19 protein-coding genes and 1 tRNA gene are annotated in these 24497 nt (G+C 63.3%); 17 read left to right on the forward strand and 3 right to left on the reverse strand.

Features of this window, described 5'->3' with window-relative positions; genetic code table 11:
• The first annotated feature begins 8 nt into the window (after nt 1–8).
• The 7 genes from galD (at nt 9) to ACZZ0O_RS15425 (ending at nt 13509) form a co-directional block, all read left to right on the forward strand.
• Nucleotides 9–1751, forward strand: coding sequence for a GH35 family beta-galactosidase GalD (galD, locus tag ACZZ0O_RS15395; RefSeq protein WP_463591189.1), 1743 nt, complete (start codon nt 9–11; stop codon nt 1749–1751).
• A gap of 59 nt (nt 1752–1810) precedes the next feature.
• Nucleotides 1811–4714, forward strand: a complete 2904-nt coding sequence (locus ACZZ0O_RS15400) for a TIM-barrel domain-containing protein (protein ID WP_463591190.1) — start codon at nt 1811–1813, stop codon at nt 4712–4714.
• 133 nt (nt 4715–4847) lie between these two features.
• Nucleotides 4848–7178 carry a glycoside hydrolase family 95 protein gene (locus ACZZ0O_RS15405; RefSeq protein ID WP_463591191.1) on the forward strand — a complete coding sequence of 777 codons (2331 nt, stop codon included), beginning with the start codon at nt 4848–4850 and terminating at the stop codon, nt 7176–7178.
• Entirely contained in the window at nt 7175–8668 is a 1494-nt protein-coding gene (xylB, locus tag ACZZ0O_RS15410; protein WP_115561872.1) for a xylulokinase, read from the forward strand. Before ACZZ0O_RS15405 ends, xylB begins: the two co-directional genes overlap by 4 nt.
• Nucleotides 8669–8704: 36 nt before the next feature.
• Complete coding sequence (gene xylA / locus ACZZ0O_RS15415; RefSeq protein ID WP_115559807.1) at nt 8705–10042, forward strand: xylose isomerase; 1338 nt, start codon at nt 8705–8707, stop codon at nt 10040–10042.
• 85 nt (nt 10043–10127) lie between these two features.
• Nucleotides 10128–11555, forward strand: a complete 1428-nt coding sequence (locus ACZZ0O_RS15420; protein WP_055854773.1) for a sugar porter family MFS transporter — start codon at nt 10128–10130, stop codon at nt 11553–11555.
• 403 nt (nt 11556–11958) lie between these two features.
• Nucleotides 11959–13509 carry an MASE1 domain-containing protein gene (locus ACZZ0O_RS15425; protein WP_463591192.1) on the forward strand — a complete coding sequence of 517 codons (1551 nt, stop codon included), beginning with the start codon at nt 11959–11961 and terminating at the stop codon, nt 13507–13509.
• On the opposite strand, the gene ACZZ0O_RS15430 is transcribed toward ACZZ0O_RS15425, so the two are convergent.
• Nucleotides 13448–13915, reverse strand: coding sequence for a hypothetical protein (locus ACZZ0O_RS15430; protein WP_463591193.1), 468 nt, complete (start codon nt 13913–13915; stop codon nt 13448–13450). The genes ACZZ0O_RS15425 and ACZZ0O_RS15430 overlap by 62 nt on opposite strands.
• Before the next feature lie 374 nt (nt 13916–14289).
• The gene (locus tag ACZZ0O_RS15435) at nt 14290–14514 is read right to left on the reverse strand and encodes a hypothetical protein (RefSeq protein ID WP_463591194.1); all 225 of its coding nucleotides are present in this window, start codon (nt 14512–14514) and stop codon (nt 14290–14292) included.
• A 221-nt stretch (nt 14515–14735) separates the two neighbouring features.
• Here ACZZ0O_RS15435 and ACZZ0O_RS15440 point away from each other — a divergent pair, with 221 nt between their 5' ends.
• The gene (locus ACZZ0O_RS15440) at nt 14736–15899 is read left to right on the forward strand and encodes an N-acetylmuramoyl-L-alanine amidase (protein ID WP_463591195.1); all 1164 of its coding nucleotides are present in this window, start codon (nt 14736–14738) and stop codon (nt 15897–15899) included.
• Nucleotides 15900–15935: 36 nt separating this feature from the next.
• The gene (folE2, locus tag ACZZ0O_RS15445; protein ID WP_323526008.1) at nt 15936–16859 is read left to right on the forward strand and encodes a GTP cyclohydrolase FolE2; all 924 of its coding nucleotides are present in this window, start codon (nt 15936–15938) and stop codon (nt 16857–16859) included.
• 444 nt (nt 16860–17303) lie between these two features.
• On the opposite strand, the gene ACZZ0O_RS15450 is transcribed toward folE2, so the two are convergent.
• A tRNA-Glu gene (locus ACZZ0O_RS15450) sits at nt 17304–17378 on the reverse strand.
• 49 nt (nt 17379–17427) lie between these two features.
• Here ACZZ0O_RS15450 and pcnB point away from each other — a divergent pair.
• The 8 genes from pcnB (at nt 17428) to ACZZ0O_RS15490 (ending at nt 24313) form a co-directional block, all read left to right on the forward strand.
• On the forward strand, nt 17428–18795 hold the full coding sequence (gene pcnB, locus ACZZ0O_RS15455; protein WP_115511921.1) for a polynucleotide adenylyltransferase PcnB: 1368 nt from the start codon (nt 17428–17430) through the stop codon (nt 18793–18795).
• A 3-nt stretch (nt 18796–18798) separates the two neighbouring features.
• Nucleotides 18799–19284, forward strand: a complete 486-nt coding sequence (gene folK / locus ACZZ0O_RS15460) for a 2-amino-4-hydroxy-6-hydroxymethyldihydropteridine diphosphokinase (RefSeq protein ID WP_323538321.1) — start codon at nt 18799–18801, stop codon at nt 19282–19284.
• 35 nt (nt 19285–19319) lie between these two features.
• Complete coding sequence (panB, locus tag ACZZ0O_RS15465) at nt 19320–20135, forward strand: 3-methyl-2-oxobutanoate hydroxymethyltransferase (protein ID WP_115527635.1); 816 nt, start codon at nt 19320–19322, stop codon at nt 20133–20135.
• Nucleotides 20132–20974, forward strand: coding sequence for a pantoate--beta-alanine ligase (gene panC, locus ACZZ0O_RS15470; RefSeq protein WP_115527636.1), 843 nt, complete (start codon nt 20132–20134; stop codon nt 20972–20974). Before panB ends, panC begins: the two co-directional genes overlap by 4 nt.
• Nucleotides 20975–21164: 190 nt before the next feature.
• Complete coding sequence (gene panD, locus ACZZ0O_RS15475; protein ID WP_055854797.1) at nt 21165–21545, forward strand: aspartate 1-decarboxylase; 381 nt, start codon at nt 21165–21167, stop codon at nt 21543–21545.
• On the forward strand, nt 21542–23056 hold the full coding sequence (gene pgi, locus ACZZ0O_RS15480; RefSeq protein WP_323519116.1) for a glucose-6-phosphate isomerase: 1515 nt from the start codon (nt 21542–21544) through the stop codon (nt 23054–23056). The genes panD and pgi overlap by 4 nt, the downstream gene beginning before the upstream one ends.
• A 282-nt stretch (nt 23057–23338) precedes the next feature.
• The gene (locus tag ACZZ0O_RS15485; protein WP_055854802.1) at nt 23339–23683 is read left to right on the forward strand and encodes a type II toxin-antitoxin system prevent-host-death family antitoxin; all 345 of its coding nucleotides are present in this window, start codon (nt 23339–23341) and stop codon (nt 23681–23683) included.
• A gap of 3 nt (nt 23684–23686) precedes the next feature.
• The gene (locus ACZZ0O_RS15490; RefSeq protein WP_463591196.1) at nt 23687–24313 is read left to right on the forward strand and encodes an AAA family ATPase; all 627 of its coding nucleotides are present in this window, start codon (nt 23687–23689) and stop codon (nt 24311–24313) included.
• Nucleotides 24314–24497 lie beyond the last annotated feature (184 nt).

The raw sequence follows: 24497 nt of genomic DNA on the forward strand, positions 1-24497 counted from the left end.
GGAGCCTTATGTCCATGTATTCCCCCGTTGCACATGCCATCACGTATTCCAACGCGCGGCGTTGCCTGCGTCCGCTGCTGCTGTCCGCACTGACGCTGGCCTTGGCCGCGTGCCAGTCCGGCGAGCAGGGCGATGCAGACAAGCCTGCCGCCTCCACGCCGGCTGCAACCACCGCAGCGGCAACGCCGGCCACCGCACAGACCCCGGCCGCGCAGACAGCGATGCCGCAGTTCGTCAGCAAGGACGGCAAGCATGCCTTGATGGTCGACGGCGCGCCGTTCCTGATCCTGGGCGCGCAGGTCAACAACTCCAGCAACTATCCCGGCGTGATGGACAAGGTGTGGCCGGCCATGCAGGTGCTGGGCCCCAACACCGTGCAGGTGCCGATCGCCTGGGAGCAGGTCGAGCCGGAAGAAGGCAAGTTCGATTTCTCCTTCGTCGACACGCTGCTCAACCAGGCGCGCGAGCACAAGGTGCGGCTGGTGCTGCTGTGGTTTGCGACCTGGAAAAACAATGGCCCGGCCTACGCGCCGTTGTGGGTCAAGGCCGACAACCAGCGCTTCCCGCGTGTGATCACTCGCGAGGGCAAGGCGATCGGGTCGCTGTCGCCGCATGCGCAGGCCACGCTGGATGCCGATCGCAAGGCGTTCGTTGCCTTCATGCAGCACCTGAAAAAGGTCGACCCGCAACACACCGTGATCATGATCCAGCCGGAAAACGAGCCGGGCACCTACGGCAGCGTGCGCGACTTTTCGCCGATGGCGCAAAAACTCTTCGACGGCCCGGTACCGGACGCACTACTCAAGCGCTTGAACAAGCAGCCGGGCAGCTGGGCGCAGGTGTTCGGCGCCGATGCCGATGAAATTTTCCATGCGTGGTCGATCGGGCGTTACATCGATCAGGTCGCCGAAGCCGGCAAGGCCGAGTATCCGTTGCCGATGTACGTCAATGCCGCGCTGCGTGGCCCGTTCAATCCGGGACAGCCCGGCCAATACGCCAGCGGTGGCCCTACCGACAACGTGCTCGATGTCTGGAAGGCGGCCGGCCCGCATATCGATCTGCTGGCGCCGGACATCTACATGCCCGAATACCGCATGTACACCACCGTGCTGGAGCGTTACGCACGCCCGGACAATGCCTTGTTCGTGGCCGAAACCGGCAACCGCCAGGAATACGCGCGTTACCTGTATCCCACGCTGGGCCACAACGGCATCGGCTGGTCGGCGTTTGGCATGGACTACACGCGCTATTCCAACTATCCGCTGGGCGCCAAGCACGTCAACGAAGAAACGCTGGCGCCGTTCGCGCTCGGCTTCCAGGCGGTCAGCATGGGCATGCGCCCGTTCGCCAAGGCCGCCTCCGAAGGCAAGCTGCACGGCACCGCCGAAGAGCCCGGCCAGGCCGTGCAGGAGCTCAAGCTCAACGACCGCTGGAGCGCCACCATCACCTACGGCGTGCCACAGTTCTGGTTCAAGGGCGAGCCGCCGGGCAACCCGGAGCCGATCGGCGCGGCGTTGATCGCCGAGCTGGGCCCGGATGAATTTCTGGTCACCGGTTACCACGTGCGCGTGACATTGCACCCGGCCAGCGACGCCACCGCAAACATGTTCTACGACCGTGTCGAGGAAGGCGTGTACGAAGACACCCAGTGGAAGTTCCAGCGCAATTGGAACGGCGACCAGACCGATTACGGCGTCAATTTTTCCAGCGTGCCACAGCTGCTCAAGATCAAGCTAGCCACCTACAAATAATCAGCAATCCATGCGCTGCCGCCCCCGCGGCAGCGTTTCGAAATTCAAAGGGAGTGACCATGCAAACCACCATCCGTTCCGCCGGCACCGCGCCTGCCAACCGACGTACACCGCTTGCCCATTGCCTGGCGTTGTCGCTGGCCCTGTTGGCCAATGCCGCGCATGCGCAGGAAGTGCGCAAGGCCGCCGATGGCGTCACCGTGGTGCCGAGCGCCAAGGGCGCCGCACCGGTGCGCCTGCAGGTGGTCGATGCCGGCATCATCCGCGTCAGTGCCGATCCGGACGGCGACTTCGCACGCAGCCCCAGCCTGATGCGCGTGCCGGTGCAGGGCGATAGCGCCTTCCAGGTGGCCGAGCAGGCCGACAGCGTGCAGCTGAAGACCGGCAAGGTCACCGCCACAGTGTCCACCGTCGACGGCCATGTTAGCTTCGCCGATGCCAATGGCAAGCCGGTGCTGTCCGAAGTGGCTGGCGGACGCAGCTTTGCCCCGCTCAAGGTCGAAGGCAAGCAGTACCTGAGCGTGCGCCAGCGCTTCCAGTCGCCCGATGACGAAGCGTTGTACGGCTTCGGCCAGCACCAGCAGGGCTGGATGAATCAGAAGGGCCGCAACGTCGAATTGCAGCAGAACAACATCGACATGGCGGTGCCGTACCTGGTGTCCAGCCGCAACTACGGCCTGCTGTGGGACAACAACTCGATCAGCCGCCTGGGCGACCCGCGCGGCCTGCAGCCGCTGCCCAAGACGCTCAAGTTGTACGACGCCAAGGGCAAGGCCGGCGCACTGACCGCACGCTATGCCATCAACGGCAAGCAGGTGCTGGAGCGTCGCGAGAGCGAGGTGAACTACCAGTACCTCAGCGACCTGACCAAGTTCCCCAAGAAGGCCATCACCAAGGACAAGGACAGCCGCATGCAGGTCACCTGGGAGGGCGAGATCGAAGCGCTCACCGGTGGCGAGCACACCTTCTCTCTGTATTCGAGCGAATACGCCAAGTTGTACGTCGACGGCAAGCTGGTGATCGATCGCTGGCGCCAGAACTGGAACCCGTGGAATCACGAGTTCAAGCTGGACCTGGAGCCGGGCAAGCGCCACACCGTCAAGGTCGAATGGGATCTGATCGACCCCAGCTACATCGCGTTGCTGCATCGCGACCCGCTGCCGGCAGCGGAAGCGAAAGATCTCTCGCTGTGGTCCGAAGCCGGCCAGATGATCGATTACTACTTCGTCTCGGCCGATTCCTACGACCAGGCCGTGGCCGGCTACCGCGAACTCACCGGCAAGTCGGTGATGCTGCCCAAGTGGGCCTATGGTTTCTGGCAGAGCCGCGAGCGTTACAAAAGCCAGGATGAGTTGGTCGGCGTGCTGGCCGAGTACCGCAAGCGCAAGCTGTCGCTGGACAACATCGTGCTCGACTGGTCGTACTGGCCGGAAAATGCCTGGGGTTCGCATGATTTCGACCCGAAGCACTTCCCGGATCCGGATGGCATGGTCAAGTCCGTGCACGACATGCACGCGCAGATCATGATTTCGATCTGGCCCAAGTTCTATCCCACCACCGCCAACTACAAGGAACTGGATGCCGCCGGTTTCATGTACAAGCGCAACGTGGAAGTGGGTGAGCTGGACTGGATCGCCAAGGGCTACAAGAACTCGTTCTACGACCCGTACTCGGAGAAGGCGCAGGCGATCTATTGGCGCCAGGTCAACGAGAAGCTCAACAGCAAGGGCTTCGATGCGTGGTGGATGGACGCCGACGAGCCGGACGTGCACTCCAACCTGGACATCGGCGAGCGCAAGGCACGCACCACGCCGACCGCGCTGGGCTCGTCCACCGAATACTTCAATTCCTACCCGCTGCCGCACACCCATGGCGTCTACGAAGGCGACCGTGCGGCTGACGACAAGCGCGTGTTCATCCTCTCGCGCAAGGGCTATGCCGGCACCCAGCGCAATGCGGTGGCGGTGTGGAGCGGCGACATCGTGTCGCGTTGGGACGACATGCACGACCAGATTTCCGCCGGCGTCAACATGGCGCTGTCGGGCCTGCCCAACTGGACCTTCGACATCGGCGGGTTTGCGGTGGAGAAGCGCTACGAGAACCAGGACCCGGCGCATCTGCCGGAATGGCGCGAGCTCAACACGCGCTGGTTCCAGTTCGGTGCGTTCGTGCCGATCTTCCGCTCGCACGGCCAGTTCCCGTACCGCGAAATCTGGAACATCGCCCCGGAAGGCACGCCGTTCTACGACAGCATGGCCTACTACAATCGCCTGCGTTACGCGTTGCTGCCGTACATCTACAGCCTGGCCGGCGATACCTATCAGCGCGATGGCGTGATCATGCGCGGCATGATGATGGACTTCCCGAATGATGCGAAGGCGCGCGACATCAACGACCAGTACCTGTTCGGACCGGCGTTCCTGGTGGCACCGGTGACCCGCTTCGGCGCCACCTCGCGTCAGGTGTATCTGCCGGCCGGCACCAGCTGGCTCGACTTCGCCACCGGCAAGCGTTACGACGGCGGCCAGACCATCGAGGCGGCCGCGCCGATCGAACGCATGCCGCTGTTCGTGCGTGCCGGCTCCATCGTGCCGACCGGCCCGGTGCAGGAATACGTGGACCAGAAGCCGGATGCGCCGCTCACCGTGGTGGTCTACACCGGCGCCGATGGCCAGTTCTCGCTGTACGAAGACGATGGCAAGGGCTATGGCTACGAAAAGGGCGAGTTCAGCCGCATTCCGCTGGTATGGAACCAGGCCAAGGGCGAGCTGAGCATCGGCAAGCGCGAAGGCAGCTGGACCGGCATGCAGGCCAAACGCACCATCAATGTGCGCTTCGTCGATGGCCCACGCGACGATGCCGGTGCGCTCGAGCCCAAGATCGACACCAGCCTCCAGTACGACGGCAAGGCGGTCAGCGTGTTGCAGCGCAAGATTGCGTCCGGCAAAGCACGTCGTCGATGATCGCAGGCTGTCTTCAGTCGATGAGCAAGCAGATGCCGGAACGCCGCAAGGCAGTCGCGGGCGGTTCCGGTGATGCAGCACGGCGGTGGCCGTGCTGACGCGTCGGGAACTGTGCAAGGCAACCGGGGCTGCGATGGCGGTCCTGGGTGCCGCACCGGTTGCCGCACAGGCTGCAGCGTCTTCCAAACACGCCGCGTTGCCGCCCGTGGCGCCCGCTGACGCATTGCAGCTGTGGTACCGCGAACCGGCCAACGAATGGGTGGAGGCCTTGCCGGTCGGCAATGGCCGACTCGGCGCGATGGTGTGGGGCGGTATTGCCCACGAGCGCCTGCAACTCAACGAAGACACGCTCTACGCTGGCGGGCCCTACGATTCCACCAGCCCGGACGGATTGGCCGCGTTGCCGCAGGTGCGTGCGCTGATCTTCGCCGGGCGCTATGCCGAGGCCGAACAACTGGCCGATGCCAAGCTGCTCTCGCGTCCGCTCAAGCAGATGCCGTATCAACCGCTGGGCGATCTGTTGCTGGATTTCGATCGTGTCGACGGCATCAGTGAGTATCGCCGTCAGCTGGATCTGGACACCGCAGTGGCCACCACCAGCTTCCGCTCCGGCGGCGTGCTGCATCGGCGCGAGGTGTTCGTCTCTGCGCAGTCGCAGTGCATCGTGGTGCGTCTGTCGTGCGAGCGGCCACGCGCGATTTCCTTGCGCGTGGGCATCGACAGCCCGCAACACGGCGAGGTCACGGCAGAGCAGGGCAGCTTGCTGTTCACCGGCCGCAACGGCAGCTTTGCCGGCATCGACGGCAAGTTGCGGTTTGCGTTGCGCGTGCTGCCGCAGGTGAAAGGCGGCAAGGTGACCGCGTTGCGCGATCGCTTGCGTATCGAAGGCGCCGATGAAGTGGTCTTGCTGCTCACCGCAGCCACCAGTTACCAACGCTTCGACGCGGTGGATGGCGACCCGCTCGCACGCACCGCAGCGAGCCTGCGCAAGGCCGGAACGCTGGACTATGCCGCATTGCTGCGCGCGCATCTGGCCGATCACCAGCGCCTGTTCCGGCGTGTGGCGATCGACCTGGGCACCAGCGACGCGGCAGCGCTACCCACCGACCAACGCGTGCAGCGCTTTGCCGGCGGCAACGACCCGGCACTGGCCGCGCTTTACCATCAGTACGGCCGCTATCTGCTGATCTGCAGCTCGCGGCCCGGCTCCCAGCCGGCCAACCTGCAGGGCATCTGGAACGACCTGATGCAGCCGCCGTGGGAAAGCAAGTACACCATCAACATCAACACCGAGATGAACTACTGGCCCAGCGAGGCCAATGCATTGCACGAGTGCGTGGAACCGCTGGAATCCATGCTGTTCGACCTGGCCACCACCGGCGCGCATACCGCACGCACGCTCTACGACGCGCCCGGCTGGGTGGTGCACAACAATACCGATCTCTGGCGTCAGGCCGGGCCCATCGATGGCGCCAAGTGGAGCCTGTGGCCGATGGGCGGGGTGTGGTTGTTGCAGCAGCTGTGGGACCGCTGGGATTACGGGCGCGACCGTGCGTATCTGAGCAAGATCTACCCGTTGTTCAAGGGTGCGGCGGAGTTCTTCGTTGCCACGTTGATGCGCGACCCGCAAACGGGCGCGATGGTGACCAATCCATCGATGTCGCCGGAAAACCAGCATCCGTTCGGCGCTGCCGTGTGCGCCGGGCCGAGCATGGATGCGCAGCTGTTGCGCGACCTGTTTGCGCAGTGCATCGCGATGAGCAAGTTGCTCAACGTCGATGCAGCGCTGGCGCAGCAGCTGGCCTCGCTGCGCGAACAACTGCCGCCCAACCGCATCGGCAAGGCGGGGCAGTTGCAGGAGTGGCAGCAGGATTGGGATATGGACGCGCCGGAGATCCACCACCGTCACGTCTCGCATCTCTACGCGCTGCATCCGTCGAGCCAGATCAATCTGCGCGATACGCCGGAACTGGCCGCTGCCGCCAGGCGTTCGCTGGAAATCCGTGGCGACAACGCCACCGGCTGGGGGATCGGCTGGCGGCTGAATCTGTGGGCACGGCTGGCCGATGGCGAGCATGCGTATCGCATCCTGCAACTGCTGATTTCGCCCGATCGCACCTACCCGAACCTGTTCGACGCACATCCGCCGTTCCAGATCGACGGCAACTTCGGCGGCACCGCCGGCATCACCGAAATGCTGTTGCAAAGCTGGGGCGGCAGTGTGTTCCTGCTGCCCGCCTTGCCCGCTGCCTGGCCGCGCGGCAGCGTGCGCGGCTTGCGCGTGCGTGGCGGCGCCAGCATCGATCTGGAATGGGATGGCGGTCGCTTGCAGCAGGCACGCCTGCACAGCGATCGTGGCGGACGCTATCAACTGTCCTATGCAGGGCAGACCCTGGACCTGGAACTGGGCGCGGGCCGCACTCAGCAGGTGGGACTCAACAACAACCGATTGGTGAAGCAATGAGCTTGTACGTAGGACTGGACGTGGGCACGCAGAGCGTCAAGCTGGTGGCCTACGACGCGCAGGAGCGCGCCGTGATCGCCACCATCGCCGCACCGATGGAGCTGATCAGCCGCGATGACGGCACCCGCGAGCAGCAGGCGCAGTGGTGGGTCGACGGCATCGTGCATTGCTTCGCGCAGCTCGATGGCGAACAACGTGCGCGCGTGCGCGGCATCTCGGTGTCGGGCCAACAGCACGGCTTCGTGCCGGTGGCCGCCGATGGCAGCGTCACCGCGCCGGTCAAGCTGTGGTGCGATACCAGCACGGCACTGGAGTGCGACGAAATCATGGACGCGGTGGGCGGCGCAGCGGGCAGCGTGGCTGCCGCAGGCAACCCGATCCTGGCCGGCTACACCGCATCCAAACTGCCGTGGACGCGCAAGCATCGCCCTGAGGCGTATGCGGCGATGACCACGGTGATGCTGCCGCACGATTACATCAATTTCTGGCTCACCGGCGAACGCTTTGCCGAAGTGGGCGATGCCTCCGGAACCGGCTGGCTGGATGTACGCACGCGCCAGTGGTCCGAGCGCATGCTCGGCGCCGTCGATGCGCAGCGCGACCTGCGCGCGGCGTTGCCGCCGCTGGTGGAAACCGGCGCGGTGTATGCGTTGTCCGATGCGGCCGCCGATGCATTGAAATTACCGGCCGGCGTGCGCGTCACCACCGGTGGTGGCGACAACATGATGGCGGCCATCGGCACCGGCAATGTGGTGCCGGGTCGGCTGACGATGAGCCTGGGCACCAGCGGCACCTTGTTCGCCTACGCCGATCATCCGGTGGTGGACGACGACGCACGTTGGGCCGCGTTCTGCTCGTCCAGCGGCGGCTGGTTGCCGCTGATCTGCACCATGAACTGCACCGTCGCCACCGAAGCGGTGATGCGCATGTTCTCCATCACCCGCGAGCAGACCGAGGCGATGATTGCCGACACCGCACCGGGTGCCGACGGGCTGGTGTTGCTGCCGTTCTTCAACGGCGAGCGCACACCCAATTTGCCCGATGCACGCGGCTGCCTGTTCGGTATGGATCTGCACAACACCACTGCCGCGCATTTCTATCGCGCCGCGATGGAAGGGGCCACCTACAGCCTGCGCAATGGCTTCGATGCCTTCGTCGCGGCCGGCCTGCAGTTCGATACCATCCTGCTCACCGGCGGCGGCAGCAAGAGCGCGCAGTGGCGGCAGATGGTGGCCGACGTTTTCAATCTGCCCGTCGTGGTGCCAACCCAACCCGAAGGCGCCGCCTTCGGTGCCGCGCTGCAAGCGTTGTGGGCCTGCGACCGCGACGATGGTGGCGATGCCGCGTTGTCGGAGGTGGTGCTGGAGCACCTGCAGGTAGACGACGCACTCGCCGCACAGCCCGACCCGCAGCGCGTGGCCCAGTATCAGCAGCACTACCAAGCCTTCCTCAAGCACCTGCACGTCGTCAGCCCGCTCTACGCTGACTGATTCACCACTCCCCCAGAACCAAGGACATCACACCCCATGAGCAACACCGTTTTCATCGGCGCGAAGGAATATTTCCCCGGCATCGGCAAGATCGGCTTCGAAGGCCGCGACTCCGATAACCCGCTCGCGTTCAAGGTCTATGACGCCAACAAGAAAATCGGCGACAAGACCATGGCCGAGCATCTGCGCTTTGCCGTGGCCTACTGGCACAGCTTCTGTGGCAACGGCGCCGATCCGTTCGGCCCGGGCACGCGCGCGTATCCGTGGGATGCGGGCAACACCGCGCTGGGTCGCGCCGAAGCCAAGGCCGACGCCGCGTTCGAATTCTTCACCAAGCTCGGCGTGCCGTATTACTGCTTCCACGACATCGACCTGTCGCCGGATGCCGACGACATCGGCGAATACGAAAGCAATCTCACCCACATGGTCGGCATCGCCAAGCAGCGCCAGGCCGACACCGGCATCAAGTTGCTGTGGGGCACCGCCAACCTGTTCTCGCACCCGCGTTACATGAATGGCGCATCCACCAACCCGGACTTCAATGTGGTGGCGCGTGCAGCGGTGCAGGTCAAGGCTGCGATCGATGCCACCGTGGAATTGGGCGGCGAAAACTACGTGTTCTGGGGCGGCCGCGAAGGCTATGCCTGCCTGCACAACACGCAGATGAAGCGCGAGCAGGACAACATGGCGCGCTTCCTCACCCTGGCACGCGATTACGGCCGCGCGATCGGCTTCAAGGGCAATTTCCTGATCGAGCCCAAGCCCATGGAGCCGATGAAGCACCAGTACGACTTCGACAGCGCCACGGTGATCGGCTTCCTGCGTCAGCATGGCCTGGACCAGGATTTCAAGCTCAATATCGAAGCCAACCACGCAACGTTGTCGGGCCACAGCTTCGAGCATGACCTGCAGGTGGCATCCGATGCCGGGTTGCTCGGCAGCATCGATGCCAACCGCGGCAACCCGCAGAACGGCTGGGATACCGACCAGTTCCCGACCGACCTGTACGACACCGTCGGCGCGATGCTGGTAGTGCTGCGGCAGGGCGGGCTGGCACCGGGCGGCTTGAACTTCGATGCCAAGGTGCGGCGCGAGTCGTCCGACCCGCAAGACTTGTTCATGGCGCATATCGGCGGCATGGACGCGTTCGCACGCGGTCTGGAAGTGGCCAACGCGCTGCTGACCTCCTCGCCGCTGGAAACCTGGCGCGCCGAGCGTTACGCCAGCTTCGACAGCGGCGCCGGTGCGGCGTTCGCCAATGGGTCCAGCACGCTGGTGGACGTGGCCAAGCATGCCGCCGGCAATGTGCCGACCCAGATCAGTGGCCGCCAGGAAGCCTACGAAAACCTGATCAATCAGTACCTGACGCGTTGATGTCCCGTGGCCGGCGGCGCATTGCGTCGCCGGCCGACGGCGGCCACACCAGTGACCGCTCCCTTGCATGTTTCCAGGTGAACCCATGTCCAGTGTCTCCGTAAACGGCGCCCCCGATGCCGGTGAGAACACCCGTTTCATCGTCCTGATCAGTTGCGTTGCAACGATCGGCGGTTTTTTGTTCGGTTTCGATAGCGGCGTGATCAACGGCACTGTCGATGGTCTGAAGCAGACCTTCCATTCCAGTGCCGCCGAGACCGGATTCGAGGTCGCCTCGATGCTGCTGGGTTGCGCCATCGGCGCCTTCTTCGCCGGCCGCCTGGCCGACCGTTGGGGCCGCCGCGCGGTCCTGATCATTTCTGCGGCGCTGTTCCTGCTCTCGGCCATCGGTGCCGGTGCCTCGCACAGCTCCGGCTTTTTCATCTTCGCGCGCGTCATGGGCGGCTTTGCCGTCGGTGCGGCGAGCGTTATTTCACCGGCCTACATAGCCGAGGTTGCCTCCGCGCGCTATCGCGGCCGGCTGGCCACGATGCAGCAGATCGCCATCATCAGCGGGCTGTTTTGCGCCTTCCTGAGCAACTATCTGCTCGCCAATGCGGCGGGTGCCTCCACCGAACCGTTGTGGGCCGGGCAGGCCGCCTGGCGCTGGATGTTCTGGATGCAGGCGATTCCGTCGCTGGCGTTCCTGCTGTTGCTGCTGGTCATCCCCGAAAGCCCGCGCTACCTGGTGGTCAAGGGCCGTCGCGAGCAGGCGCTGGTGGTGCTCAAGCGGCTGTATGGCAATGCTGCCGCGCAGACCAAGCTGACCGAGATCTCCGCGTCCATGTCGGCCGACCAGCACAAGCCTAAGTTCTCCGACCTGATCAGCAAGGCCACCGGCAAGGTTCGCCCCATCGTCTGGATCGGCGTCGGCCTGGCGGTGTTCCAGCAATTGGTCGGCATCAACGTGGTGTTCTATTACGGCGCGGTGTTGTGGCAGGCGGTGGGCTTCTCCGAACAGGATGCACTGCTGATCAACGTGCTCTCCGGCGGCCTGAGCATCGGCGCCTGCCTGGTCACGGTGATGCTGGTCGACAAGATCGGCCGCAAGCCGCTGCTGTGGATCGGCTCGGTCGGCATGGCTGTGTCGCTGGCCTTGGTGACTTATGCGTTCGCCACCGCGTCGCTTGACGCCACAGGCAAGCTGGCGATGTCCGATGCCATGGGCATGCTGGCGCTGGTGGCCGCTAACGTCTACGTAGTGTTCTTCAACGCCTCGTGGGGCCCGGTGATGTGGGTGATGTTGGGCGAGATGTTCCCCAACCAGATCCGCGGTTCGGGCCTGGCCATTGCCGGTGCCGCGCAGTGGACCTCCAACTTCGCCATCACCGTCAGCTTCCCGATCCTGCTCGGCAGCATCGGTCTTGCCGGCGCCTACGGCATCTACACGGTTGCCGCCTTCATCTCGGTGTTCTTCGTGCTCAAGTACGTCTACGAGACCAAGGGCAAGGAGTTGGAGCAGATGGAGGGCTGATCGTGTCTGCTATGCCAATATAGGCATGTAAAACGAAGAAGGCCGCGCACTGCGCGGCTTTTTTTGTTGGGACGATTCCTTATGGCCAACCGCTATGCACGCTTGCATCAGCTGCATCAGTAAGCCGAACCATGCAGCACGGTCTGGTTCGCGTCATCAGCATTGCGCGCTTGCGTTTTCCTAGCCGATGCACCGTCAGATGCATTGGCTATCGCTAGCTACCGAACTCAGCGTTCATCCATGTATGGGGCTAATGCACCAGCAAAGTGCAATGTGCGTCGTTAAACGCACGCGCTACACGCCAGAACGTACACCTCCTTATCGCAATGTGTGCGCCATCGCTATACTCCGCTGAGCAGTTCCCTCCAGACTAGGACGCATCGTGGAACCAAGGAGTGGTGGTATGTCGGTAGCCAAGGAAGTCCTCAGAGGCATGCTGATCAGCGTGTGCTACGGACTGACGTTTGTGATGCTTTGGTTCTTCTCTATTGATCAGTGGTATCTGCCTGTCGGCTTACGTGTCGTCACGTTGCTATTTCGGCCATATCGTGAGTGGCCGTTCTTATTAGCTGGCGATGCTGCGGCCATGCTCTGGCTTCGTGTTCCATTGGCTCAGCGTCAGGACTACAGCCTGTTATGGGCTTATTTCAGCCCGTTTTTGCATGCGCCGATGATCGCGTACTTTATATGGTTAGCTCGGCATCACGCACGCCTGCTTTTTCAACAAGCTCGCTGGTTGATTCCCTTTGGCATTGCCATTGCTTTTTGTAATTCACTGTGGAGCATCGTGGTCAATGCATTGCTGGATGGCCCGCCTACAACAAATTTTTGGGAGTTCCTACTTCGCTACTGGCTTGGTAGCTATCTTGGTATATTGATGTTCTTGCTTCCAACGATGCTTCGGTCGCCTAAGCAGTCGCAGCCGATCAGGGGTGACTTGCCACGTGATCTTGGCGCTTCAGTGATTGTCATTGTTGCGTTGTTTTACATGCTTACTTACGTGCATGCCCCGCTTCCAAAGAACGCGTTGATGATCGCCCTGATAGGGCCCGCAATTTTTCTAACTCGACGTCATGGCCTAGTAGGGACTACTTTAGGTACATTGTTGGCAATTGTTGCACTTTCCATTAGTATTCCAAAGGTCTATCAAATTGGGTATTACGACCCAAATCTATTCTTGATTCAGTTGTTCCATGTATTTGTCAGCACTGGCCTTTTTATCTTCGGTGCTCGGCTAACTGTTCCTTTGAAACGTTTCGATACCATCCGTCGCATCAGGGCGGAGGCGCAGCAGACTGTGAAAGATAGCTATTTGGCCGCTGAGCGCACTTTGCGCAGTCAGGTCGTGGAATATTCTGATGTCAATGTGCAAATAAATCGAATGAGTAAAGATATTGTTGCAGACTTGCGCGCGCGTGGACACCACGCGGCGGCAATGGAGATTACAAGAGTTGCAGTGATTGAATCGCGGTTACTTCAAGAATATGTGGCAAACCTGTATCCACTAGAGATCGAAACGCACGGTTTGTTCAAGTCGCTTCGTTCGCCAGCACTGGCGCGCTTCAAATCTACAGAATTCGAATACCTGTTGCAGGGAGACTGCCGTCAGCTCTCACTCGGTCTTCAGTTGGCTGCCTATCGTTGTACGCTGAGTGCGATCGAGTTGCTGCCCCATGCAAATAAACATTTTATCCAAGCCCGTGTATGGCGGGGCCGAGGCGGGCAAGGTGTTGCAATACGCGTGTTTGCGGACACGTCGTTGGTAGAGTCTGTGCGGCGTGATTCGCCGGAGGTGGAGGCGGAGTTTCGTGCCAGATTAAAGTCGCATGGCGGCATGTTCCGTCGCCGCCATGCGCTAGTGCTGACCTTCCTTGTCGCGGAGACGTCTGCCCTTATTTCGAAGGAGAGACCTTCCAGTGTTCCCCGTTGGCTTGCGACTCGACGTGTACAGTGAAGTTTGCAGTTCGATAAACCATGCGAGCCCCGTAGCTAATTGCTGTGTTAGCCGCGGAATAAGCTGTGTTGGCCCAAATGGAGTTGGTGGGTGGTAGTGAAACGCGGTCTACATCCTCGCCCATCGGGACTACCCAAAGCGCATTGTCGACACGCGCCACCACTGCCCGCACTATGCCTGCAGTGTCGTTGATCTGCAGGTAGGTCACGCCATCACGTTGGAATTCGTAGATTGACCACTCAGCATCCAATGCGAGGTTAGTGGCAATCGGATGGCTGTCACCGAGTCCCGTCGCTCGCACTCCCGAGCCACCAGTGGGGCAGCATACTTGTGCCGACGCTTCGCCTAAAATCAAAAATCCCGCCAGCACGCATATGGCTTTCAGTGCGTTCGCTTTCATATTCATGATTGTCGCCTTCCCCTGCTAGGGGCGATTCTGCCTGCGATTCAGGCTCGCCTACGTTACGTCCATAGAGCGGACGGGTGTGGGCGATCACACAAAAATTGCTGACAGTCACTCTGTCTCGCGCACTTTCGACATTTAGGCAGGACTGACTCTGCCTTTATCTCCTCCCAATCTCTTATCGACTGCAGTGCCCAAGAGGATATGCAGAGTCAGTTATTTGACAGCTTGCCAGCTGCGAGCATTGGTCTCAGCGAAAGGTCGCGTTCGTCTGCGCATCGGAAATTAAGAGTCGCCGAGCGTTAGATCTGTTGTCTTGCCCAGTTCGCTAGTGATACGAATCTTGACGAGGTTTTTGAACGCCATAACCCAGCGACTTAACGTGTTGGTCCCAAATTCTGCAGAGCACGCTCAAACCACCCAACCACCTGCTGGTGATGCACCGGTCCCCAGCGACGCAGGAATTGCAGGGTGTGGTGGTCGCCAGGGTCGTGAAGCGCTGACAGGCGCTGGGCAATGAACGCCTCTGTCAGAGGCTGGGCGCAGTCGACCTCAATGCAGTGGCGCCAGGCGTTATAGGTCTCGGGGAGATGGTGGGACATGGGCGGCTTCTGGACGAGGAGATGAACGCGGGGCGCAGGACGGCAGTGACGGGCTTGCTTTTGCCGAATGAATGTTACTTTATAACACTTCGTTGCCGCCACCCAGTCTTGCCTACCGTGTCCTGCCTTCGTCTGTGTAGCTGCTGTCTGGAATCGCACCGCGCTCTGCGCTGCCGTTTGCTGTGGCGGGTCGATTGCTTGAGTTGTGAGGGGAGGGCGTGATGAAGCGTCGGCACCTATTACAGGGTGGAGCTGTCGCATTGATGCTTGCGCCGGCGTTGGGGTCTGCGCAGAGGCTGCCCGCCTTGCGGGGATGCAGCGTGCAGCAGCACGGCGAGTTGGTGCGCGTGCGGCTGGAGTTGTGCGCGCAGGTCGCCTATCGCAGTTTCAGGTTGTCCGACCCCGAGCGTTTGGTCATCGATCTCTCTGGCGTTTCGTCGCAAGCGCCGCGCATCGATCCATTGCCCGCCGATGCTGCAGTGACCCGCGTACGCACTGCGCCGCATCTCGATGGTCTACGCGTCGTGCTGGATCTGCAGCAACCATGTTCAACCAACCTGCACTGGGAGGACAGTACGCTGGTGTTGGAGCTTTCCGCCATGTCCGGCCCTGTGGCGTTGTCCGCAAGCGACGATGCGGCAGCAGCGGCGACATCGCCAATAGCTTCCACCCGCTCGCGCCTGCATCCCTATATCGTCGCCATCGATGCCGGCCATGGCGGCAAAGACTCCGGTGCGGTTAGTGCCGATGCGCGTTATGAGAAGTATGTCGCTATGGCGGTGGCCGGGCGTCTGCATCAGCGGCTCGCTGCCGACACGCGCTATCGACCGACCATGATCCGTAGCGACGACCGTTTCGTACCGTTGCACGAACGGGTGTTGATCGCCCATCGCCACAACGCCGATCTGTTCGTGTCCATCCATGCCGACGCCGCGCCCAACACGCAGGCCAGCGGCGCGTCGGTGTTTGCCTTGTCCGAAAATGGTGCCAGCTCGGCGTTGGCGCGTTGGATTGCCGACAGCGAGAACGCCGCAGACGACATGGGCGACAACGCACGCCGGCTACGCGTGCCGAGCAATCCGGTGCTGTCGCAGGTGCTGGCCGATCTGTCGCTGAGCGGAACCATCGCCAGCAGCGTTGCGTTCGGTAACTTGATGCTGGGCCGCCTGCAGCACGTGACCCGGCTGCATCAGCCTCAGGTGGGGCAGGCCGGTTTTGCGGTGCTGAAGTCGCCCGACATTCCCTCGCTGCTGGTGGAAACCGGCTTCATGAGCAACCGCGACGATTGCTATCGCTTATGCGGCGATGCGCATCAGGACGAGCTCGCGCAGACCCTGCATGCGGGCATCGACGACTACTTCCAGGCATTTCCTGGCCGCGCCTGATACGCGGCTGTCATCTTCATCATCAACGAGTTCCCGATGTCCGCCACGCTTCCCGATGTTGCCGTTACCGAACCGCCCGCGTTGAGCGCACCGCTGCGCTGGGTGGGCATGCACGATATTGCCATCCCCGTACGCCTGGATGAGGCCGAGCCCAGCGGTACCGTCTCGGCTCGCGCCAGCGTGCAGGTCGATCTGCCGCGCCCCGAGATCAAGGGCATCCATATGTCGCGGCTGTATCGCCTCTTGGACCGGCATCTGGAACAGCCGGTCTCGCCAGCGATGTTGTCGCAGTTGCTGCAGGCCTTGATCGACAGCCATGCCGACTGCGGCAGCCGGGCGGCGCGGGTGACGCTGTCGTTCGAGGTGATGCTGCGCACGCCGGCTTTGCTCAGCGAAGGCCTGGCCGGCTGGCGCGCATACCCGGTGCGCATCGATGCGCAGTGCAGGGCAGGGCGCAGCCAGGTCCAACTGCAGATCGACGTGCTCTATGCCTCGACCTGCCCGTGCTCGGCGGCATTGTCGCGGCAGTTGTTGAGCGAGGCATTTGTGCAGCAGCATGCCGGCCGCGCTGCGGTGCCGTTGGACGACATTGCGCAGTGGCTGCAGGTGCACGGTTCGTACGCCACACCGCACAGTCAGCGTAGCCTGGCGCAGGTGCGCGTGGATCTGTTGGCCTGCCTGCAGCGGCTGGATATCCGCGCATTGATCGGCGTCTGCGAACAGGCATTGGCGACGCCGGTGCAGGCGGCGGTGCGGCGGATCGACGAGCAGGCATTCGCACGTTTGAACGGCGCCAACCTGATGTACGTGGAAGATGCCGCGCGGCGTTTGCGCATGGCGTTGGCCGAGCGCTACACGTCCTTCGACGTGGCAGTGCGCCACCTGGAAAGTTTGCATGCCCATGACGCCGTTGCCGAAACCGGCAGCGATGAAGATCGCACATCCCCGTTTGCCAGTTGAGGAGAGGCCATGCACTGCAAATATCCAAGGCGTGTCGCGCGGATGGCGCGCAAGTACGGCATGTCGGCTATCGCGATGGGGCAGGAGCGATACAACATGCGCTGCGCGCCAGGGATCGATCTGTCTGTGCTGCTGGCGCTCATCGTGTTGCTGTGATCGACCAGCCTGCGGATCACGCCGCGCACGCGGGGCAGTGCAGCAGATCGCTCGGCGGGGTGCGATCTCGATTGCTTCCAGGTCGGCCAATGGTGTGGCGCTCAACCGGACTCGGCCAGATGACTCGATTGACCGGAGAGTGCTGGTGACGGGAGGACTGCCGAACGTCACGGCCTGTGCGGTCTCGCTGCCCGCCGCTGCAGCGGCACCACCCATTAAAACTACCTGCGCCACAATGCAAAAACCCCGCAATGCGGGGCTTTGGCGTGGTCTGCAGCAGGACGAACGTGGTGCTCCCTAGGGGACTCGAACCCCTGTTTTAGCCTTGAGAGGGCCACGTCCTAACCATTAGACGAAGGGAGCGTTTTTGTCGCGTCTTGTGCAGCGCGCTAGTATAGTGAGGTAATAGCCGTTGGGCAATCCTGCAACACAAGACGGAAGCGCCATCATCGAACCCTCAGTTACATCCCCGTTCACGCTGCGCGTCATCCCACGCGATCAGCACACCATTTCGCGTAAGGACATCAGCCCCAACGCGCTGCGCGTGCTGTATCGCCTGCGCGAGTCCGGCTTTGGCGCCTACCTGGTCGGTGGCGCAGTCCGCGACCTGCTGGTCGGTGGCCACCCCAAGGATTTCGACGTTGCGACCAGCGCCACGCCGGAAGAAGTCAAGGCGCTGTTCCGCAATTGCCGGTTGATCGGCCGTCGCTTTCGTCTGGCGCACGTGGTGTTCGGCCGCGAGATCATCGAAGTGGCCACGTTCCGCGCCAACATCGACGATGGCAGCGGCGACCGCGAGCTGGATAACGGCCGCCTGGTGCGCGACAACGTCTACGGCAGCATCGAAGACGACGCGATCCGCCGCGACTTCACCTGCAACGCCTTGTATTACGCGATCGAAGATTTTTCGGTGCGCGATTACTGCGGCGGCTTCGAAGACGTGCAGGCACGCCTGATGAAGTTGATCGGCGACCCGGAGCTGCGTTACCAGGAAGATCCGGTGCGCATGCTGCGTGCAGTGCGCCTGGCGGCCAAGTTGAACTTCGAAATCGAAGCCGGCAGTGCCGAACCGATCCCGCGTCTGGCCGGGCTGTTGTCCGAAGCCGCGCCGGCACGCCTGTTCGAAGAAATTCTCAAGCTGTTCCTGTCCGGGCACGGCGTGGCCAGTTTCGAAGGCCTGGAGCGTTACGGCCTGCTCGGCGCGTTGTTCCCCGAGAGTGCAGCGGCGCTCAAATCCAACCGTAGCGGCGCGTTGCGCGCGATGGTGCTGGAAGGTTTGCGCAATACCGATGCGCGCGTGGCCAACGACGAGCCGGTGTCGCCGGCCTTCCTGTTCGCGTTGCTGCTGTGGCCGGCGTTCTGCCGCACCTTGATGGGGCTGCAGGCGCAGGGCGTGCAGCCGGAAGATGCGCAGCGGCGCGCCGCCGACCGGGTCACCTTGCACCAGCTTGAGCGGGTGGCGTTGCCGCGCCGCTTCTCGCTGCCGATGCAGGAAATCTGGCTGCTGCAGACGCGCTTCTCGTCGCGTCAACGCAAGCGCGTGTTCCGTACCTTGTCGCATCCGCGCTTCCGCGCGGCGTTCGATTTTCTGGTGTTGCGTCAGTTCGCGTCGGCCGATCATGCGGCCGATGTGGAGTTCTGGCGCGAGGCGCAAAAGTCGTCCGGCCAGGAGCTGGTCGATGCGATCGAATCGGCGCAGGCCGATCACGACGGCGACGAAGGTGCACCGCGCAAACGTCGCCGCCGTCGTCGTCGCACCGGCGCGTCGGCAGGCGAGTAAGGCATGCATGTCGCCTTTGTCGGCCTGGGTGCCAACCTGGGCCCGGCCGAGGCCAGCGTGCGTGCAGCCATCGCTGCGCTCGGCGCGCTGCCGCAGTCCACGCTGATTGCGGCTTCGCGCCTGTACCGCACGCCGGCCTGGGGCCACGAAGACCAGCCCGATTTCATCAATGCCGTGGCGCAGCTGCGCACCGAGCTGGCGCCGCTGCCGCTGCTGGAGGGCTTGCTCGGCATCGAGCAGTCGTTCGGCCGTGAGCGCCGCGCCGGCGAGCGCTGGGGCCCGCGCACGCTGGATCTGGACCTGCTGCTCTACGCTGATCAAGTGATCGATCTGCCGCAGCTGCAGGTGCCGCACCCGCATCTGCACGCACGCGGCTTCGCACTGCTGCCGTTGTCCGAGCTGGCACCGGAGGCCATCATTCCAGGTCATGGAACAGTGCGGCACGCATTGCAGGCGATCGATGTCTGCGGGCTGGAGCCGATTGGGTAGATAATGGCCGGCTTATCACCCCACGTAATGACTTCATGAGCAGCCACGCCGACAGCAAGCCCTGGACCGTGCCCGCCTTGGCGCAGGCCAAGCGCGAGGGTCGAAAACTGGTGATGTTGACCGCCTACGACGCCGGGTTTGCGCGCAGCTTCGACGCCAATGGCGTGGACCTGATCCTGGTCGGCGACTCGCTCGGCATGGTGGTGCAGGGGCACGATTCCACCTTGCCGGTCACCACCGCCGACATGGTCTACCACACCGCCGCGGTGGCACGCGTGCTGGAGCGGGCCTTGCTGGTGGCCGATCTGTCGTTCCAGGCCGATGCCACGCCCGAGCGTGCGCTCGATGCCGCCACCCAGCTGCTGCAAGCCGGTGCGGAGATGGTCAAGATCGAAGGCGCCGGGCACAAGCTCGACGTCATCCGTTACCTGGTGGAGCGCGAGATTCCGGTGTGTTCGCACCTGGGGCTCACCCCGCAATCGGTGCTGCGGTTTGGTGGCTACAAGGTGCAGGGCCGCGGCGAAGCCGGCGAGCAGTTGCGCCGCGATGCGCAGGCGGTGGTCGACGCAGGAGCCAGCCTGGTGGTGCTGGAATGCGTGCCCACGCCGATCGCCGCGCAGATCAGCGCCGACCTCAGCGTGCCCACCATCGGCATCGGTGCCGGCCCTGGCTGCGATGGCCAGGTGCTGGTGATGCACGACATGCTGGGCCTGGACAGCGGCCATCGCCGGCCGAAGTTCGTCAAGGATTTCCTGGCCGAAGGCGGCTCGGTGGCCGGCGCGGTGCGTGCCTATGCGCAGGCCGTGCGCGATGGCAGCTTCCCCGATGCAGAGCACGCGTACGCCGCATGATCCAGACCATTACCGATCTTTCCACCTTGCGCGCCCTGGTCACCGGCTGGAAGCGCGAGGGCCTGCGCGTGGCGCTGGTACCGACCATGGGCAACCTGCACGCCGGGCATTATTCGTTGGTGATGCTGGCGCGCCAGTATGCCGACCGCGTGGTGTCGAGCGTGTTCGTCAACCCGACCCAGTTCGGGCCCAATGAAGACTTCGCCCGTTACCCGCGCACGCCCGAGGCCGACCTGCGTGGGTTGGAAGACGCCGGTTGCGATGCGCTGTGGCTGCCGGACGTGGACACCATGTATCCGCTCGGCACCGCGTTGGCCACACCGGTCCACGCACCGGGCGTCAGCGATGTGCTGGAAGGCGTGTGCCGGCCGGGGCATTTCGATGGCGTCTGCACGGTGGTGGCGCGTCTGTTCAACCAGGTGCAGCCGGATGTAGCCGCATTCGGCAAGAAGGACTACCAACAGCTGGCGGTGATCCGGCAGATGGCGGCCGACCTTGCATTTCCGATCGAGATCCTGGGCGGCAGCATCGTGCGTGAAGCCGACGGCCTGGCGATGAGCTCGCGTAACCAGTATCTGTCGGCCGAGGATCGGCCCGTGTCGGCACAGATCCGCAAGGTGCTGCTGCAGATGCGCGACAGGTACACCGCCGGCACGCCACGCGCGCAGGTTGAAGAAAGCGCCGCGCAGGCGCTGGAACAGGCCGGTTTCCGGGTCGATTACGCGGTGGTACGCCTACCCGATCTGAACGAGCCGGACGACAGCAATGCCGGTGCGCGTGTGGCCTTGGTCGCCGCGCGTCTGGGCGCGACGCGGCTGATCGACAACCTGGAATTCTGAGGCTGCCCGGATCGCCGCTTGCTGCCGCGCTGAGCGCTGGCGGCACGCGCGCGATCCAGGGCCAAAGGTCAGGGCCAAAAGTCTTGCCTCACCGCCGCCTGAAGCCCTCACCAGCGGCCGCGCGGCACCCGGGTGGGCGCGGGCGCTTTCCGCTAAAATGCCATCTTTCCTTTCGTTGTTGCCTGCGTCCATGCACCTGTCCCTGCTCAAAGCCAAGATCCACCGCGCCACCGTCACTCACTCCGAGCTCAATTACGAAGGCTCGATCGCCATCGACGGCCTGCTGCTGGAAGCGACCGGCATCCGCGAATTCGAACAGGTCCACATCTGGGACGTCACCAACGGTGCGCGCTTCAGCACCTACGCCATCCGTGCCGAAGAAGGTAGCGGCATCCTGTCGCTCAACGGCGGCGCTGCGCGTCACGTGCAAGTGGGCGATCTGATCATCGTGGCTGCGTTCGCCAGCATGAGCGAAGACGAAGCCAAGACCTTCAAGCCCAATCTGGTATATGTGGACGCGCACAACGCAATCTCCCACACCAACCACAGCATCCCCACGCAGGCCGCATGACACACACCAACGGATTCGACGCGCTTCACGCCCACGCCCAGCGCCTGCGCGGCGCTGCCATCCCCGCATTGCTTGCCGCCGAGCCGGAACGGCCGACGCAGTACGCCAGGCAAGTCGGTCCGTTGTATTTCAATTTCGCGCGCCAGAAGTACGACCGCGCCGCCCTCGACGCTCTGTTCGCCATCGCGCGCGAGCGCGATCTGGCCGGTGCATTCCAGCGCCTGTTCCGTGGCGAGCAGGTCAATGTCACCGAACAGCGCGCTGCATTGCATACCGCGTTGCGTGGCGATCTGACCGACGCGCCGGTGGCCTCTGAGGCTTATGCCACCGCTGCAGAAGTGCGCCAGCGCATGGGTGCGTTGATCGAGCAACTCGAAGCCACCGACGTCACCGATATCGTCAGTGTCGGCATCGGTGGGTCGGACCTGGGCCCGCGTCTGGTGGCCGATGCATTGCGTCCGGTGACCGGTGCGCGCTTCCGCGTGCATTTCGTGTCCAACGTCGATGGCGCCGCCATGCAGCGCACGCTGGCCACGCTGGACCCGGCACGCACCGCCGGCATCCTGATTTCCAAGACCTTCGGCACCCAGGAAACCCTGCTCAACGGCGGCATCCTGCATGCCTGGTTGGGCGGCAGCGAGCGCCTGTTTGCAGTGAGCGCCAACCCCGAGCGCGCGGCCAAGGCATTCGACATCGCACCGAGCCGCGTGCTGCCGATGTGGGATTGGGTCGGCGGGCGCTATTCGTTGTGGTCGGCGGTCGGTTTCCCGATTGCGCTGGCGATCGGCTTCGAACGTTTCGAACAGCTGCTCGAAGGCGCCGCGCAGTTCGATGCGCATGCGCTCAACACGCCGCTGGAAGAAAACGTCGCGGTGCTGCACGGCCTGACTGCAGTGTGGAACCGCAATCTGCTCGGCAGCGCCACGCATGCGGTGATGACCTACGACCAGCGCCTGGCCCTGCTGCCGGCGTATCTGCAACAGCTGGTGATGGAGAGCCTGGGCAAGCGGGTCAAGCTCGATGGCTCGGCGGTCGACAGCGACACCGTGGCGGTGTGGTGGGGCGGCGCGGGCACCGATGTGCAGCACAGCTTTTTCCAGGCGCTGCATCAGGGCACCAGCGTGGTGCCGGCCGATTTCATCGGCACTGTGCACAACGACGACCCGTATGCCGAGAACCACGTGGCCCTGATGGCCAATGTATTGGCGCAGACCGAGGCGTTGGCCAATGGTCAGGACAGCAGCGACCCGCACCGTAGCTACCCGGGAGGCCGTCCGAGCACGGTGATCCTGCTCGATGCGCTCACTCCGCAGGCGCTGGGCGCATTGATCTCGATGTACGAGCACAGCGTCTACGTGCAATCGGTGATGTGGGGCATCAACGCGTTCGACCAGTTCGGTGTGGAGCTGGGCAAGCAGCTGGCCAGCCAGTTGCTGCCGGCACTGAAGGGCGAGTCGGCCGACGTCGCCGACCCGGTGACACGCGAGCTGCTGAGCAAGTTGCGCGGCTGAGCCGCCGCACAGCTGTAGCGTCAAGCGACGGGGCCTGCGGGCCCCGTTTCAGTTTGGGCGGCTAACAAAACGACGGCGCTCGCCGCCAGGTGGGCGCGGCCGGTGCTGGGTGCTCGTCTGTCTTAAGTTCTGAGTGCGCCGTTTGCACCCACCTGATGACTGCCCACCACGGTTTTTAGCCGCTCTCGTGTAGGGTTGGGTGTGGAATAGTCCAAAATGGACAAATTTCCAAAAATGGGTATTTTGGCGTAGCCTGGGTCACTCACTTCGCAGGACCGCCCCATGTCCCGTCATCAGGACTTGCCCGAGCTCGAAAAAGCGCCAGCGGCCGACATCAAGATCAAGGGCTGGCCCAGCCTGATGCGCAAGGTGCGCACCCACGGCGCGGTGGTCATCACCAATCACAATCACCCCGAAGCGGTGGTGGTGGATGCGGAGGAATACCGGCATCTGGTGCGGCAGGCCAGCGCGCTTGCCGATGCGGCCACGCGCGCGCAGTCGCTGCAGGCCTTGCAGGTCAGATTCGACGCGCATCTTGCCGCGGTTACCGATGGCGCGGTGCTGGGACAGGTGATCGCCAAGCCCGCACGCCGTGGCCGCAAGATTCCCTTGGGTCCGTCGCTCTGATCGATGGGACATATTCTGGTGCTGGCCGGCGTCAACGGCGCCGGCAAGAGTTCGCTGCTGGGCACCTTGCTGCAGGAAGACGGTGCCACCTGGTTCAACTCGGATGCCTTCACCCGGCAACTGGTGGAGCAGGGCTGGACGTTGGAAGAGGCCAATGCCCAGGCTTGGCAGGAAGGTGTGCGACGGTTGCGCCAGGCAATGGCGGACGGCAGCGATTACGCCTTCGAAACAACATTGGGCGCGACCACCATCCCGCGCTTGCTGCGCGAGGCCTGTGAACGGCACACGGTGGCAGTCTGGTTCTGTGGCTTGTCGACGGTGGAGTTGCATATCGAACGCGTTGCAGCACGGGTTGCCGGCGGCGGCCATGCGATTGCCGAGCACAAGATCCGCGAGCGCTTCGATGCATCGCGCGCCAATCTGATCGCCTTGCTGCCGCATCTGTCGGTGCTGCATGTCTACGACAACAGCGCCGCTGCCGATGCATTGGGGCAGGCCGAGCCGCTGCTGGTACTGGAACTGGATCGGGCCGGTCTGCATTACCCGCAGACGCCCGCAGAGCTGGCACAGGTACCGGAATGGGCCAAGCCCATCGTGATGGCAGCACTGGAAACGCGCCGCGTGTCTTGAAGCGTGCATCCGGTCCTGCGAGTGGTGATGGCGCCGCGCGCCCGACTCACTCAGCTTCTGACTGTATCCAAACGCCTCTACGACTCAAATCCTTTGCCGCTTTTGCATCTTGTGTCTGGATGGAATTAGATATTTCGGATAGATCACATGCAGAGCGAATGATTTACAGCGTGGCTGCAGGGCC

The organism is Xanthomonas sp. AC360, assembly GCF_979258225.1.

Bases quoted from the DNA above. Each gene is read 5' to 3' on its own strand.
- galD (WP_463591189.1), top strand. From the start codon at position 9: ATGTCCATGTATTCCCCCGTTGCACATGCCATCACGTATTCCAACGCG.
- ACZZ0O_RS15400 (WP_463591190.1), top strand. From the start codon at position 1,811: ATGCAAACCACCATCCGTTCCGCCGGCACCGCGCCTGCCAACCGACGT.
- ACZZ0O_RS15405 (WP_463591191.1), top strand. From the start codon at position 4,848: ATGGCGGTCCTGGGTGCCGCACCGGTTGCCGCACAGGCTGCAGCGTCT.
- xylB (WP_115561872.1), top strand. From the start codon at position 7,175: ATGAGCTTGTACGTAGGACTGGACGTGGGCACGCAGAGCGTCAAGCTG.
- xylA (WP_115559807.1), top strand. From the start codon at position 8,705: ATGAGCAACACCGTTTTCATCGGCGCGAAGGAATATTTCCCCGGCATC.
- ACZZ0O_RS15420 (WP_055854773.1), top strand. From the start codon at position 10,128: ATGTCCAGTGTCTCCGTAAACGGCGCCCCCGATGCCGGTGAGAACACC.
- ACZZ0O_RS15425 (WP_463591192.1), top strand. From the start codon at position 11,959: ATGTCGGTAGCCAAGGAAGTCCTCAGAGGCATGCTGATCAGCGTGTGC.
- ACZZ0O_RS15430 (WP_463591193.1), bottom strand. From the start codon at position 13,915: ATGAATATGAAAGCGAACGCACTGAAAGCCATATGCGTGCTGGCGGGA.
- ACZZ0O_RS15435 (WP_463591194.1), bottom strand. From the start codon at position 14,514: ATGTCCCACCATCTCCCCGAGACCTATAACGCCTGGCGCCACTGCATT.
- ACZZ0O_RS15440 (WP_463591195.1), top strand. From the start codon at position 14,736: ATGAAGCGTCGGCACCTATTACAGGGTGGAGCTGTCGCATTGATGCTT.
- folE2 (WP_323526008.1), top strand. From the start codon at position 15,936: ATGTCCGCCACGCTTCCCGATGTTGCCGTTACCGAACCGCCCGCGTTG.
- folK (WP_323538321.1), top strand. From the start codon at position 18,799: ATGCATGTCGCCTTTGTCGGCCTGGGTGCCAACCTGGGCCCGGCCGAG.
- panB (WP_115527635.1), top strand. From the start codon at position 19,320: ATGAGCAGCCACGCCGACAGCAAGCCCTGGACCGTGCCCGCCTTGGCG.
- panC (WP_115527636.1), top strand. From the start codon at position 20,132: ATGATCCAGACCATTACCGATCTTTCCACCTTGCGCGCCCTGGTCACC.
- panD (WP_055854797.1), top strand. From the start codon at position 21,165: ATGCACCTGTCCCTGCTCAAAGCCAAGATCCACCGCGCCACCGTCACT.
- pgi (WP_323519116.1), top strand. From the start codon at position 21,542: ATGACACACACCAACGGATTCGACGCGCTTCACGCCCACGCCCAGCGC.
- ACZZ0O_RS15485 (WP_055854802.1), top strand. From the start codon at position 23,339: ATGTCCCGTCATCAGGACTTGCCCGAGCTCGAAAAAGCGCCAGCGGCC.
- ACZZ0O_RS15490 (WP_463591196.1), top strand. From the start codon at position 23,687: ATGGGACATATTCTGGTGCTGGCCGGCGTCAACGGCGCCGGCAAGAGT.